The 14523-nt window shown below is 44.0% G+C and carries 14 protein-coding genes and 1 riboswitch; of the genes, 2 read left to right on the plus strand and 12 right to left on the minus strand.

The genetic code is table 11. The features are described from left to right. Nucleotides 1-386: 386 nt before the first annotated feature. Nucleotides 387-1772, minus strand: a complete 1386-nt coding sequence (locus tag AB5I83_RS21025; RefSeq protein WP_448978288.1) for a rhodanese-like domain-containing protein — start codon at nt 1770-1772, stop codon at nt 387-389. Nucleotides 1773-1966: 194 nt separating this feature from the next. Next, nucleotides 1967-3151: an MFS transporter gene (locus AB5I83_RS21030; protein ID WP_448978289.1), complete on the minus strand. Its 1185-nt coding sequence runs from the start codon at nt 3149-3151 to the stop codon at nt 1967-1969. Nucleotides 3152-3352: 201 nt separating this feature from the next. Between AB5I83_RS21030 and AB5I83_RS21035 the strand changes: the two genes are divergently transcribed. Both AB5I83_RS21035 and AB5I83_RS21040 read left to right on the plus strand, forming a co-directional pair. Further along, on the plus strand, nt 3353-3868 hold the full coding sequence (locus AB5I83_RS21035) for a DoxX family membrane protein (RefSeq protein ID WP_448978291.1): 516 nt from the start codon (nt 3353-3355) through the stop codon (nt 3866-3868). Nucleotides 3869-4186: 318 nt separating this feature from the next. After that, nucleotides 4187-4690, plus strand: a complete 504-nt coding sequence (locus AB5I83_RS21040; protein WP_448978293.1) for a DoxX family protein — start codon at nt 4187-4189, stop codon at nt 4688-4690. A gap of 137 nt (nt 4691-4827) precedes the next feature. Here the strand turns inward: AB5I83_RS21040 and AB5I83_RS21045 are convergent, their stop codons facing one another. From AB5I83_RS21045 to AB5I83_RS21090, 10 genes are all read right to left on the minus strand, one after another. Beyond that, complete coding sequence (locus AB5I83_RS21045; RefSeq protein ID WP_448978295.1) at nt 4828-5187, minus strand: cupin domain-containing protein; 360 nt, start codon at nt 5185-5187, stop codon at nt 4828-4830. Between the two features lie 14 nt (nt 5188-5201). Further along, complete coding sequence (locus AB5I83_RS21050) at nt 5202-5570, minus strand: hypothetical protein (protein ID WP_448978297.1); 369 nt, start codon at nt 5568-5570, stop codon at nt 5202-5204. 81 nt (nt 5571-5651) lie between these two features. Beyond that, complete coding sequence (locus AB5I83_RS21055; RefSeq protein WP_448978299.1) at nt 5652-6911, minus strand: DUF445 domain-containing protein; 1260 nt, start codon at nt 6909-6911, stop codon at nt 5652-5654. Between the two features lie 208 nt (nt 6912-7119). Further along, nucleotides 7120-7947: a MetQ/NlpA family ABC transporter substrate-binding protein gene (locus tag AB5I83_RS21060; RefSeq protein WP_448978300.1), complete on the minus strand. Its 828-nt coding sequence runs from the start codon at nt 7945-7947 to the stop codon at nt 7120-7122. Nucleotides 7948-7968: 21 nt separating this feature from the next. Then, nucleotides 7969-8634 (minus strand): methionine ABC transporter permease, encoded by a 666-nt coding sequence (locus AB5I83_RS21065; RefSeq protein ID WP_448978318.1) that lies wholly within the window; start codon nt 8632-8634, stop codon nt 7969-7971. Next, the gene (locus AB5I83_RS21070) at nt 8624-9637 is read right to left on the minus strand and encodes a methionine ABC transporter ATP-binding protein (protein WP_448978320.1); all 1014 of its coding nucleotides are present in this window, start codon (nt 9635-9637) and stop codon (nt 8624-8626) included. The genes AB5I83_RS21065 and AB5I83_RS21070 overlap by 11 nt, the downstream gene beginning before the upstream one ends. A gap of 75 nt (nt 9638-9712) precedes the next feature. Further along, nucleotides 9713-9817, minus strand: a riboswitch (SAM riboswitch). Nucleotides 9818-9960: 143 nt separating this feature from the next. Beyond that, a complete protein-coding gene (locus AB5I83_RS21075; protein ID WP_226085706.1) occupies nt 9961-10491 on the minus strand; it encodes a chromate transporter in 531 nt (176 codons plus the stop codon). Next, a complete protein-coding gene (locus AB5I83_RS21080) occupies nt 10488-11063 on the minus strand; it encodes a chromate transporter (protein ID WP_448978302.1) in 576 nt (191 codons plus the stop codon). Before AB5I83_RS21080 ends, AB5I83_RS21075 begins: the two co-directional genes overlap by 4 nt. 414 nt (nt 11064-11477) lie before the next feature. Next, nucleotides 11478-13133: a methyl-accepting chemotaxis protein gene (locus AB5I83_RS21085; RefSeq protein WP_448978303.1), complete on the minus strand. Its 1656-nt coding sequence runs from the start codon at nt 13131-13133 to the stop codon at nt 11478-11480. Nucleotides 13134-13156: 23 nt separating this feature from the next. Beyond that, the gene (locus AB5I83_RS21090) at nt 13157-14137 is read right to left on the minus strand and encodes a BMP family lipoprotein (RefSeq protein ID WP_448978305.1); all 981 of its coding nucleotides are present in this window, start codon (nt 14135-14137) and stop codon (nt 13157-13159) included. Between the last annotated feature and the right edge of the window lie 386 nt (nt 14138-14523).

A 14523-nucleotide genomic window follows, 5' to 3' on the forward strand; every position in this document is an offset into this window, starting at 1 on the left:
AAATTAAGACCCCAATACGCTCTATTGGTTACACTATTCTCCTATTTTCTTACAATCCCTTGCTCCAATACGCACTATTGGTTACACCATTCTCCTATTTTCTTACAAATCTTTGCTCCAATACGTTCTATTGGTTACATGATTCTCCTAATTCCTTACAATCCAAGGCTTCAATACGTTCTATTGGTTACATGATTCTCCTAATTTATTACAAAACGAAGCTCTAATATGCTCTATTGGTTACACCATTCTCCTATTTTCTTACAAATCAAGACTCCAACTTTCTCGATCGGTGACCTCCTTTTCTCAGATTCTTGAATTTCTGGGCACTAATATGCTCTATCCCCATAATTAAAGCCAGCTCAAAAATTGAGCTGGCTCTGGCATTAATCCTTTTTAACTGGGAGTCCTTCTTTTTCCCATGCGGAGTAGCCGCCCTCTAGGTTGAGTACATCCTTGAAGCCGTTTTTCAATAGCAGGCTTGTTCCGATTGCGGAGCGTGCGCCTGACTGGCAATGGGCGATGATTTTCTTGTCTTTTGGCACTTCGTCAAGCTTGTCGGTCAGGTTTCCGAGCATCATATGATGGGCACCGGGGATGTGGCCGCTATCCCATTCACTCTGATTGCGGACGTCGATGACAAAGTAGTTTTCGTCTTCCATCATTTCTTTTGCTTCACTTGCGGTGACATTCTTATACTCTTCAAGGCTGCCGTCGAGCTCTTTCGGATCGACATACCCTGTGACCTGATCAAGTCCGACTGACTGCAGTGATTTTTTCACGTCAGGCAGTTTTTCCGGATCTGCGATCAATACGATGTCCTGGTCATAGCTTAATAGCCAGCCTGCCCAGTTCGTGAAGGATGTGTTGTAAGGGATGTTGATCGTGCCATCAGCATGTCCACTGGCGAACTCATTTGCCGGACGGGTGTCGACAATCACCTCATCCCCTGCTTCAGACAATGATACTTTTGGAGCTTCCTCACGCCTGAGCAATTCAGGGCCTACTTTGTTAAGCTTTTTCATCTGGGCGAAGTATTTCGGAGGCTCCGGCTGTCCAGCTAGGAGCTCCTCAACGAATTTATCCTCTTCTTTGATCTGGAATGCCCAGTTGAATTTTTTCTCATAGCCTAAAGTGGACATAGGCACAGCGCCAAGTGATTTTCCGCAGGCACTTCCTGCTCCGTGTGCTGGCCATACTTGCAGGAAGTCAGACAGCTTTTCCACTTTCCGGAGCGATTCGAACATCTGATGTGCTCCTGCTTCGGAAGTGTCCTTGATGCCTGCCGCCTTTTCCAGGAGATCCGGACGGCCGACATCGCCTACGAACAGGAAGTCTCCCGTGAAAATGCCCATCGGTTCATTGGCGCCGCCACCCTTATCCGTCAGCAAGAATGAAATGCTTTCCGGTGTATGCCCCGGCGTGTGGAGCACTTCGAAATAAACATTCCCGATATTGAACGTCGACCCTTCTGTCAACAATTCATGCTCATACTGGTCGACATATTGATACTTCCAATCTTTATCCCCTTCATCGGATACATACAGCTTGACGCCATAGTGATGGGCAAGCTCCCTTGCTCCTGAGAGATAATCTGCATGAATATGGGTTTCAGTTGCGGCTGAAATATTGAATCCTTCTTTTTTTGCGATATCCAGATAAGGCTGAATATTCCTTGCCGGGTCAATGACAATCGCCTCTCCCGTTCTCTGGCAGCCAATCAAGTACGACATATGCGCAAGCTGATCATCAAAAAATGACTTGAAATACATATGAACTCCTCCTACTTTTTTTAATAGGTTTATGAAGACTACACTCTCATATACCCCATACCATATTTTTTAAAAGCAAAAAAATATTCCAGGGTCACCCGCTGCCTTGATTCCAATATATACCTATACCTGTATTTTACTCTGTTGAAAATTCTTCTTCAAATAAAAAGAACCTGTTCCAAATTGGAACAGGTCTACGTTCTTGCCGGCCTTTTCATCATAAAAATGTAAAGAAGAATCGAAATAGAAACGGATATGGCAGAAGCGATGTAGATGCTTCCATAGCCAAGCCAGTGGCCGATTTGGCCAAAAGTCATCGCTCCGACCCCAACGCCCAAATCGAAAAAGGAGAAGAAAGTTGCATTCGCCATTCCTTTGCGGTTCATCGGAGCATCCTGCACAGCCCATGCCTGCAATGCCGGCTGTACAGAACCGAACCCGAACCCGTACAAACCGGCGGCGATGAACATCACCAGGCTGTTCGGCAGCCAGGCTAAAAGAATCATGGCGATCATGATTAAAACTGTCCCGGGAAGGAAGACGGCACCATGTCCTTTTTTATCATAGAGTTTGCCCGCAAATGATCGGGACAGCATCAGGGCGATCGCAAAAATAAAGAAATACCACTCTATACCTTCTATTCCCTTCTGTGCTGAATAGAGCGGCAGGAATGAGGCGATACCCCCAAAGGTGGTTGTGATGAACAACAATAGCAGGGACGGCTGCAAGGCGGATTTTTCATATACGTCCCATCTGCGTTTCTCTGTAGTTTCTTCTGTTTTCTCCGCTTTTTTATAGGTGATCCTTGATGCAAGCAGGAATGCAGCAAGGCCCAGGAAGGCACTGATCAAAAATAACTGCTTGAATGTAATCGCAGCAGCAAGCGCAAGGCCCAGCGTCGGTCCCATCGCGAGCGCCACGTTCCCGGAAAGCCCGAAATACCCCATACCTTCTCCTCTGCGCCGCGGCGGGATTAAATCGGTTGCAATCGTACCAGATGCTGTCGTGGAAAAACCCCATCCAACCCCCTGAATAATCCTCATTAAAAATAAAAAGGCAATGCCTGTTGCAAATCCAAATGAACCGACAGAAACCACGAAAACGGCCAAGCCTGTCAGGTAAATGAACCCTCTTCCTTTCGTTTCAAGCATCCGGCCTGCAAAAGGGCGTACAAGCAATGCCGAAAATGTAAAAATCCCAACCACAAATCCAATTAATTGGTCGTTTCCGCCTAAATGCTCCACAAACAGCGGAATGGTAGGCAATGTCATTTGAAAACCCAGGAAGATGAAGAAATTCGCCAGGAAGATAAACACAAAGTCCTTGCTCCAAATTTTTTCAGTGCCCGGTTGTTGAGCTGCTCCTGTTGTGTGATCCATCTGCTTTCATCCTTTCTATTTTCACTACTTTTTCAGGCACTATCTCCAGATAATCCTGTAAAAAAGAACCATGTTCAATATTCCGTCAATTTGTTGTTGCGATTATGTGAACATCTTCACATTCAACTCATTTTTATTTCGAATTCTGATATATTGTAAGTGTAATCAATAATTACTTATTTTTGAAGGGAAGCGATTTATATGTTCGCTAAATGGTTAAGAGAAAACAACATTGCTGCTGGCCTGTTGACTGTGATTAGGGTATGGCTCGGATATAACTGGATGACTGCCGGTTGGGGAAAATTGACTGGTGAAGGATTTGACGCTTCTGGATATTTGAAAAACGCTATTGCGAACCCGGTAAAGGGACCAGACGGCCACGCGGTTTATGGCTGGTATGTGAACTTCCTTGAAAGCTTCGCGCTCCCGAACGTCGACCTATTCAACTTCATCGTACCGCTTGGTGAATTCCTGGTCGGACTTGGTTTGCTCCTGGGAACTCTGACAACTGCTGCTATGTTCTTTGGTCTAGTGATGAACTTCAGTTTCTTCCTTGCCGGAACAGTATCTCACAACCCGACTGACATCTTCTTCGGATTCATCATCCTGTTCGCTGGCTATAACGCTGGCAAATACGGCTTGGACCGCTGGGTGGTTCCTTTCATCCGCAAGACTGTATTCAAAAGAGAAGCTGAAACTGCCCATAAAGCAGTTTAACTGAAATCTAATACCGAGAGCCAGGCAAATGCCTGGCTCTTGTTCTATTACCCCCTATTCCCGCCCCCCTCTTCATGCATTCCCAAATCCCTATCTTCTAAGGATATCTGCGATTTTTCTTTCCGCTTGCGCTTTTTACCTCCGCGATCTCCTCCCCCATGAGTTTCACGGTTAATACCTCTGCAAAGTGTTCAAAATCCTGACAATATGTTTTTTCCATTTTGTGAACAAAGACTCCCAGCTCGCATTTTAAAATAGCAGATTAATATATTGTAGTGTAATCAAATAATACTTCATTCTCGAAGGGAAGCGATTAATATGTTTGCTGATTGGTTAAGGGGTAACAAGTATGCTGCTGGCCTGCTGACTGTTTTAAGATTATGGCTGGGTTACAACTGGATGGTTGCCGGATGGCATAAAATGACCGGGGAAGGATTTGACGCAACTGGATATCTGAAAAACGCTGTAGCGAATCCTGTTAAAGGTCCTGATGGCAATATGGTTTATGGCTGGTATGTCTCGTTTTTGGAAAACTTCGCTCTGCCAAACATTGAGCTTTTCAACTTTATCGTGCCGGTCGGTGAATTCCTCGTCGGTCTGGGTTTGATCCTTGGCTGCCTGACAACTGCTGCAATGTTCTTCGGCTTAGTCATGAACTTCAGCTTCTTTCTCGCAGGAACCGTCTCCCATAACCCAACTGATATCTTCTTCGGATTCATCATCGTCTTCGCTGGCTTTAACGCAGGAAAATATGGATTGGACTACTGGGTGATTCCATTTATCCGAAAAACCATTTCCAAACAGAAAGCTAGCATAAAATGAATGTAAGCCTCCTGAGCTTTTGCAGGAGGCTTTCAAAATTTGTCGATGGGAAACGATTTTGATTAAACTGGACTTTCAATTAATGAAGAGGAACAATAAATAAAAGGCCTGGTCACTGACGAGGCCTTTTCATCTGTTTATATTGTCTCAAGATCGGATACCGTTCTTTCATTCAATTCGTCACCCGTATTCACGGTTGATTTCGGTTCAAAAAAGATAACATGCGCTTCTTCTTCAGCAACAGGGAGATGCTCCACTCCTTTAGGAACAATCATGAATTCTCCTTCGTTCAGGTGAACATCTTGATTCCTGAACTTAAGCAGCAGCTTCCCTTTCATGACAAGGAACATCTCATCCTCATGTTCATGCTTATGCCAAACGAACTCACCCTTCAGCTTGGCGAACTTTACATGCATATCATTTATTTCCCCGGCGATTTTCGGACTCCAATGATCATTAAAAAGTGAAAACTTTTCATTTATATTTACTTTTTCCATTTTGCCAACTCCCCCTATTGTCGGTAAGGAAACTCTGTATGAATCTCCCAGTACTTGGTGATCGCATTTCCCGTTGTTAAAATAAAACCAATCTGCACTTTTTCCGTTTCATTTTCAAAGGTTAAGATTCCGTGCGGTAAGTAATCATATGTAAATCCATTATCATACTTAAAAGTTCTTGGGCTTTCATTAATGGCTGAGATGATTTTGGCAATCTCGCCAGGGTCATTTATTACCTGGATGGTTTTGCCTTCCATCCCGCTGATTGTCAATTTGTCATATTCACCCGATAGGATTTTTTGTTGATTAATCCAATATGCTGTTAAAAGGACGACACTCACTAGAATCAAAAATACTGTTATAAGCCTTCTTCTTTTAGCCATGCCTCCCCCTCCCATTTTCATTTTACCATTTGAGAAGGTAAAAAAGACCAATCACGAATGGATTGGCCTTATATTCCTTTTTTACATCACCAAGAGCTTAAAGATCGTCAAACCGATTCCAATCAGGAAGCCGCAGACGGCGCCATTTACCCTGATCCATTGCAGATCTTTCCCTACATTGTTTTCCATCATATCAATCAGTGTTTCGGTATCCAGCTTATCGAGATTTTCCCTGACAAGCTTTCCAATCTTGGAATGATTTCTTTCAATCAGACCGGCGATCTTTGCATGGAGCCAGCTTTCGATTGCTGTTACCTTTTTATCGTCCGCTTTGATTTCTTCAATGAATTTTTTCACCACTGGAGTAACCGTATCATCCACAAAGCTGTCTTTTTCGATGAAAGCAATTCCACGATCCTTCGCCTTAGCCAGTACATCTTTTATTTGTCGAGTTAAATCCATCTCTTCGACCATCTTGTTTTTCCACGTCTGGATTTCTGCCATTAGAGCTTCACGCTCATTGAGATTCCCCAGTTCTTTGCGGATCTTATCCAGGATCATATGGCGGTAGCGATTTTCATCCTGCTGCAGGTTTTTCATTCTTTTTAAAATGAATGATTGCAAAATATTGCCGACCTTTTCCTCAGTGATCATATTGCTGAACGATTGAATCGCGAACTTTAATAGTCCGTCGGCTTCGGTCGTATCAATTGCCTGTTTTCCCAACTTGCCAAGAACCATTTTCGCTTCAGGCTGCGACGCCCATTTTTCCGTCTCTTGCAGGACATAGTCAAATGCGGCTGAATCATATTCTTTTGCAAGTATATGGCTTGATGCTTTTTGTAAAAACTCGGAAGAATCCGCTGAAAGCAGGAAACCTTTGATCTCCTGTTCAATTGCCGGCGCAAATCGTTCAACATCTATTTTCTTTACGACATTAAGACTGAATGCCTGAATGCTGTTTTTCACAGATTCTGAATGAAGCTCTTTTTCGACCGTTTCGAAAATTTTATCAAGAATATGAATCTGCTTGAACTTTTCCATGATGCTCTCTTTCGTGAGCCAGTCATTTTCAAGCATGTTGATTAAAGCGCGTGTTACTTTATCACGATTTTTCGGCAGAAGTGCGGTGTGGGGAATCGGGATTCCCATCGGGTGCCTGAAGAGGGCCGTTACGGCAAACCAGTCAGCAAGACCGCCGACAAGACCGGCTTCAAACCCGCCCATCAGCAATTTTCCAATCAATGAATCCTGAAACGGAATCATCGCGAGGAACCCCACACCCATAATCGCCAGCGAAATAGCCGCTAGATGTCTAGATCTCTTATCACGTTTTTCCATATATCTCCCTCTGTTACTATTAGATTGATGTGTAAAAAGCTGACAGCATCTTTTGAATGCTTGTTTCCCTTTTGTCATGTAATAAAAAACAAAAGAGCTTCCTAAAATAGAGTCTCTTCAATATTTTAACCAATTTATAGGGGAGAAAGCTATTAAAAAGGAAAAGTCCCGGGAGCCGTTGCTCTCGGGACTTCATCTTATATCTCTCCTATCTCATCCACTCCGGCTTACCGAAGCCTTTGAATTTTTCATCGATGATTTCTTCAAACTCCGGTGATTCTACGACTTCTTTGATGTCCTTTGCAAATTGGGCATCCTGGTCTTTTGTATTGATGACGACTCGATTACGGTATTGGTCTGGCATGTTTTCAAGCTGAAGTGCGTCAAGCAGGTCCATTTTTGCTGCCAGGGCGAAATTGCCTGGTACAGCTGAAAGATCGACGCTTTCGACTGCCCTTGGAAGCTGTGCTGCTTCAATTGGCTTGAACTGCAGGTTCTTTACATTGTCTTTTACATCTTTTTCAGAAACTGTCAGTGGGTCTGCATTTGGGTCTAGTTTGATTAATCCCGCATCTTCAAGAATCAAGAAGGCGCGAGCTGCATTTGTTGGGTCATTTGGAATCGCAATGGCAGCACCCTCTGCGATTTCATCCAGTGAATTGAATTTCTTGGAATAGATGCCCATTGGCGCAGTTGGCACGACGATTACTTCTGATAGCTCAAGCTTATGTTCTTTCGCAAAGTTCTCCATATAGACCTTGTGCTGAAACAGGTTAGCGTCCAGATCGCCTTTTGACAAAGCCAGGTTTGGCTGGATGTAATCGCTGAATTCCACTACTTTCACTTCATAGCCTTTTTTCTCAAGAAGCGGCTTGATACCCTTTGTGACCATATCGCTGTATGGGCCTGATGTCGCACCGAATGTCACTTGTTTTGCGTCTGCCTTCGCATCTCCGCCGGATGCTGAGTCGCTGCCGCATGCAGCAAGCAGCCCAATTGATAATAACAATAGTAATGAGAACAATAATTTTTTCATTGTAAAAGAACCCCCTAGTTTTTATCTTTTGTCTACTACTCTTGCCACTCTGTCTCCGCCAAACTGGATCAGCTGGACGAGGCAGATCAGGATGATGACTGTTGTGATCATGATCGTATTGTCGTAACGGTAATAGCCGAAGCGAATCGCCAGGTCACCTACACCGCCTCCGCCGACAATTCCAGCCATTGCCGAATAGGCGACAAGGCTGATGATCGTGATGGTCACACCCTGGACGATGCCAGGCTTTGCTTCGGGAATCAGGACATCTTTGATGATCATCCATGGAGTCGCGCCTGTCGCAACCGCAGCTTCAATGACTCCTTTATCGATTTCCCGGAAGCTTTGTTCTACGATTCTTGCAAAAAATGGAATCGCGGCGACCGATAACGAAACAGATGCCGCTGTCGGACCGATTGTCGTGCCAGCGATCAAATTCGCAAGCGGCAGCAAGGCGATCAATAAGATGATGAACGGAACCGAACGAATCATATTGACGATGAAGCCGGCAATATTTTTAAAAAGCTGGTTTTCCAGGAACAGACCTTTGTCGGTGACAAAAAGCAGCACTCCTGTTGGCAATCCAACAACAATGGCGACAAAGATGGAGATGCCGACCATATAAATCGTTTCAAAAAATGCTTTATTCAATTCCGGCAACAGTTCAATCAGGCTATCAAGCAGCATCATCCATCACCTCCAAGTTTTTCGTCCTTGCCGCTATGTAGGCAATCGCCCGGTCAATCTCCAGCTGGTCTCCCGAAACCTCCATAATGAAAATTCCCAATGGAATATCCTGAATATACTCGATCTTCCCATGCAGGATATTGCCGCGAACCTTGTACGTCTGGAACACATCAGATATGACTCCCTGCTCGGCAATCTCACCCTGGAAATAGATTTTGATGAGCTTTCCTTGACGTTCCTCCAGCAATCTTTCCGGCAAATCGAATTGAAGGATGGAGTTGACGAAGTCTTTTGTGAGCGATTGTTTCGGATTCGCGAAGACTTCATACACATCTCCTTCTTCAATGATTTTCCCATCTTGCATGACAGCCATCCTGTCGCAGATCGTCTTGACGACTTCCATCTCATGGGTGATGAGGACGATCGTGATTCCTAGTTCACTATTAATCTTTTTAAGTAAGGAGAGAATCGATTTTGTTGTGCTTGGATCAAGAGCCGAAGTAGCTTCATCACATAAGAGCACCGAAGGATTATTCGCAAGCGCCCTGGCGATGCCCACCCGCTGCTTCTGCCCACCTGACAATTGTGCCGGATAGACATCTTTCTTATCCGAAAGTCCGACCATATCAAGAAGCTCTGTCACTCTATCATTGATTTTCGCCTTTGGCAGCCCGGCCGCTTTTAACGCGAACGCGATGTTTTCACTCACCGTCTTAGCGCTGACAAGATGGAAATGCTGAAAGATCATCCCGATTTTCAGGCGCGCTTTTCTCAGATCACTTTTGCTTAAAGAAGTAAGCTCTACACCGTCAATATGTATCTCTCCAGATGTCGGTTTTTCAAGGAGGTTCAGGCAGCGGATCAAAGAGCTCTTCCCAGCCCCGCTGTATCCGACAATTCCATAGATCTCTCCCTTTTCCACTTTTAATGAAACATGGTCAACACCAGTTACCGAACCTTTCTTCGTTTCATAAACCTTGACCAGGTTTTTCACTTCAATCATCATATGCACCCCCGATTTTTTAAAAATAAAAATGCCTCTTTCATTCATAGAAAGAGGCATCGTAAAAATCTATACGACTTATCTTTCAGAATGAAAACATTCTGTAGGAAGTGGCACCTTTCCATAAAGGAGGTTGCCGGACGTCATTGGGCCTAATCCCTCAGTCTCTCTTGATAAGCTTCTTATTAAATTAATTTCGATAATTGAAATATTAAGACTATCTGATTTATTTGTCAATAAAGTTTTTTTCGTATTTTTTCATGATATCGCTTACACCGTTGACAGAGTAGGAAAATTTTTTTAAAAAAAAGTAAAACCCTTGTCTACGATAAAACAAGGGCTCCGTATACTAGGGCACCTGCGATAACATAGGCAGGATGGACTTTAAATTTTTCCATCAGCAAAAAACTGATTCCGCCAATCATGATCGTCTGTGTCAGACCGACTCCTTCATAGGATGAAAAAAAGAAATCATAGGTCATGACCCCTAATAGCACGGCAATGACAGGGCGGACAACGATCGTCAGCCTTTTGACACGAGGGGAATCTTTATACTTCATCAACAATCCGAGCAAGCTGATCATTAAGATGAGGGATGGGGCCACTGTGGCGAATACCCCAACGATTGCCCCAAGGATTCCTCCCTCTGCATAGCCAATATATCCTGCCATCTTGGTTGCAATCGGGCCTGGCAGGGCATTGCCCATCGCTAGCACTTCACTGAATTCGCTGACTGTCATCCATTCATAACGATCGACAACTTCATTTTCGATGAGCGGAATGGAGGCAGGACCGCCGCCATATCCCAGTATCCCCGGAATGAAAAACGCTAAAAATATATGGAAATATATCACGGCTGCTCCCCTCCCGATTGTTTACTTTCTGCTGGAGCAGGGTCTTTTTTCAGCAAGGCACCAAGCAGCAACACAAAAATCAGTATGGCCGGATGCAGATTCAGGAATTGAAGAAGCAGCAGACTGCCAATAAGAGCTATGGCCGTCCAGCCCCAACCAAGCTTTGATTTACCTGACTTCTTGATGAAGTCCCATGTCAGGACAGCCAGCATCACGGCAACAACTGGCACTACAGCCTCAGCCATTCCTCTCACCCATGGCTCATCCTTATATGAGTTCAGGCCGGTCAGGAGGAGGATCATCAGGATAATCGCCGGAATCATTGTGGCAGCCAGGGCATTGATCATCCCCACGAATCCCCCTACACGATAGCCAATGTAGCCAGCCATTTTTGTGGCGATCGGCCCCGGAAGCGCATTTCCTAAAGCAAGGATATCGCCGAATTCATCAGAATCCATCCATTTATATTTCTCTACCACTTCCTTATGTACAAGCGGAATCGAAGATGGGCCACCGCCATATCCCAGGATTCCGACGCGAAAAAACGCTAAGAATAAATCCTTCTGTTTCAAAACTTCACCTTCTCTTCTGTAATTGGTGCCAAAAGCAGTCTCTTACTATAAATCTTATTTCTTTTATTTTATTATAGACTCATATAATCGATACTGCATGTCAAATTCACGTGATTTCATCATGTGCGCCCTATTTAGTCGTAATTTTATCCCTATAAAAGATTCATATTATCCTCACCAACCAAGATATTAGCAAATATTTAATTATTCCGACCACTGTTTAAATTATTTCGTCCACATTCACGATTATTTCGACCACTTTTTGAATTATTTCAACCAAATCCACGAGTTTTTCGACCACTTTTTAAATTATTTCGACCACATCCACGAGTTTTTCGACCAAGTAGGCATTCTGCAGTTCCGGTTGTATTATAAAAAAGTACCACAGCGCTAGGCGCTGTGGTACTCAACTAATTATCTATCAAACTTAAAAACCGAAACGGATTCATTCAATTCATTTGTCAGCTTCCTGAGGTCTGTCACCTTTTTCGAAAGGTTGCCGAAAGCGGATAATTGTTCCGTTGTGGATGCGGAGATTTCTTCGCTTCCAGCCGCTGTTTCTTCTACGACCGCACTGATGGATTCAACATTATGCAGTACCCTGGCTCCCAATTCCTTCGAAGCTTCCATACCTTTGACAAGGTGGGTTACTTTCTCTGAGATGCCGCTGACCTTCAATTCGATATTTTCAAAAGCAGACATTGTCAGGTTCATTGATTCCATCTGTTCTTCTGCGATTGCCCCGCCTTTGTTTACGGCCTCTCCGATTTCATCGAGTCCCGTCTTTAGAAGGTTGACCATATCAAAGATTTGCGTTGTGGCTCTGTTCGATTCTTCAGCCAGCTTCCTGACCTCAGAGGCTACGACCGCAAACCCTTTTCCTGCATCTCCTGCCCTTGCTGCTTCAATCGCCGCATTCAATGCCAGCAGGTTGGTCTGATCTGCGATGGCCGAAACAGTCTGGGCCATATCCTGGATTTTTGCCGCATAGCCCGCAAATTGATCTGTCGCTGCCTGAATTGATGATGATGCCTCTTTGTTTTCAGTGATTAAGACCTTTTGTCCCTCGATCGCTTTTCTGCCTTCGCTGATTGCTTCAACCGCTTCCTTGCTATACGAGGAGGATTCCTGAGTGTGATCAAGGTTCAGCATGATTTCCTTATCCATATCATCAATCAGCTCGACCGATTGCTGTAAATCCTCCGATACTGTTTGGGCTCCTGCAGAAAGCTCATCCGTTGATACAGCTACTTGGTTGGAGATTTCAGTCAGCGCGATATTCTCCTGCTCGATTTCTCCTGCGAATTCTTCCACTTCCTTGCTCGTCATGTTCACTTTTTGCAACAGGGAAGTCAGTTGGGCTGCCATCAAGTCAAAAGACTCATTCAAGGTTCCAAGCTCATCTTTGTGTTTGTATGGAACTTTTTCAATCATCAAGTTACCTTTGGCAATTTCCTGGGCATTGAAGGCAATCTTCTTCAACGGCCTGGTGATTGAGCTCGTAAGCCTGATTCCAATACCACCGGCAACGACCACTAGAAGGATGCTTCCGATGATGGCCGCCAAGATGATGAATTGAATTTGGTTCTTTAAATCCTCCTGCAGAAAATCATAGTATTCATTGACCTGGATATTCAATAGATGCAAGTCGTTCAGGATACCTTCACTGCGCAGTGACTGGCGCTTAACTTCAGCACTTACCTTCTCCTCAAGGGCTTTTTTAGCTTCAGACTCCAGGGCGGTAAACTTCCCAAGTGCCTTATCCAGCACGACCTTGCTGTTCTCCTGTTGAATCACTTCCTTTGCCTTCGCAAAAGTCTGCGAGGTCTTCTCCATTTTCACCAAAGCATCCTGCTTATTGGCTTCTGTTGGATTGAAGGAAAAATTGCTTAGCGATTGCTTCGTGGCTGATGTTTCAGCCTGAAGATTCTGGACTGTCAGCAATACCTGGACATAGTCTTGATTAGATGCCTGGACCATCAGCATTCTGTAAATGATGAAAGAAATCATCACGATCGATAAGCCAATGGCGAGCAATAAGTTCAATAGTAATTTCTTTTTGATTGTCATCTTGGTTCCCCCAGTTGCAGCTGTTAATCTAGCTGGATTGAAACTTCATTTGTTGATAATTGCGCTTCCAGGTCTTTTAATTTCTTGTCCTGTTCTGGTGTCAGCTTGATTACACGAATCGGCGCTAGCCCGATTCCTTTCTCATTTATGCCCAGCTCGATTTGCCTGGATTCGAGCTTCTTTTCTGACTGGAATTCCTTTACTACTTCGTATAAAGCGATATCCACATTTTTCAGCATGGAGGTAATGATTGCTTTTTCGGCAAAAAAGTATTGGTCGCTATCCACACCAATCGCGAATTTTTTCCTCGCCTGCGCTTCCTTCAACACACCCACTCCGGTAAAACCAGCCGCAGCATAGAGGACATCCGCACCCTCATCCATCATTCCGGAAGCAATCTTCCCTCCAAGCTCTGCATTGCCAAAGTCATTTGCGTACGCAACCTTAACCTCGGCTTCTGGATTCACAGATTTTACTCCCTGCTCAAATCCCACTTTAAACTTGTGGATAAGTGGGACATCAGCTCCGCCAACAAATCCTACGATCTTTGATTTTGATACCATTCCTGCTACGGCACCAGCCAGGAAACTTCCCTGCTCTTCCTTAAAAGTAATCGATGTGATATTGTCCAACTCTGATACCGAGTCCACAAGCACAAATTGTTGTTCAGGATATTTTTTCGCAACCTTCTCGAGGTCTTCAAGAACCATGAATCCCAATCCGATGACAAGGTCATTCCCTTCTTCCACTAACTCCGTGAATCCTTTTTCGTAGCTCCCTGCTTCCTTCAGCTCCCGATAATCAAAAAGGATATCGAGTTCGTCTCGTGCCTTTGTCAGACCGGCAAAAGCAGCATCACTGAAGGATTGGTCCCCAAGTCCGACGTCAGACAACATAATGCCAACCTTGACCCTTTCCTTCGCTTTCAGCTCTGTGCTTGCGCATCCGCTGAGGCTGCCAACGAGGATAAATGAAATGAAAAGGATATTTATAATTTGTTTCATCTTGATGTAATGCTCCCTTATTAAAGATTTATATGTAATTCATCGACCATATTTATTATTTTTTAATGGATTTAAAGAAAGTCTATCTTTTGGTAATTTTCTAAAAAGAAGACTCTGTCGATTATCGTGGAAGTTTGAGAATTCATAAGCGGAGTATTTCCGGCTATTGTATATAAAGAATGCTTTTTAAGCCGAAATAGGCGGAGATATTCCGGTTAATTGCTAAAGATAAGACAAAATTAGACGATTTGGATTAAATAACCGGAATAGCGACCCTTATTTTTATGAAAGCAGGGGTTATTTCAATTTTAAGCGGAATTTATCCGTTTATTTTTCAAACACTGTAACCCAGCTAAAAAGAAAAAAGCAGGCTGTCTTAACAGCCC

The organism is Mesobacillus sp. LC4 (assembly GCF_053543455.1).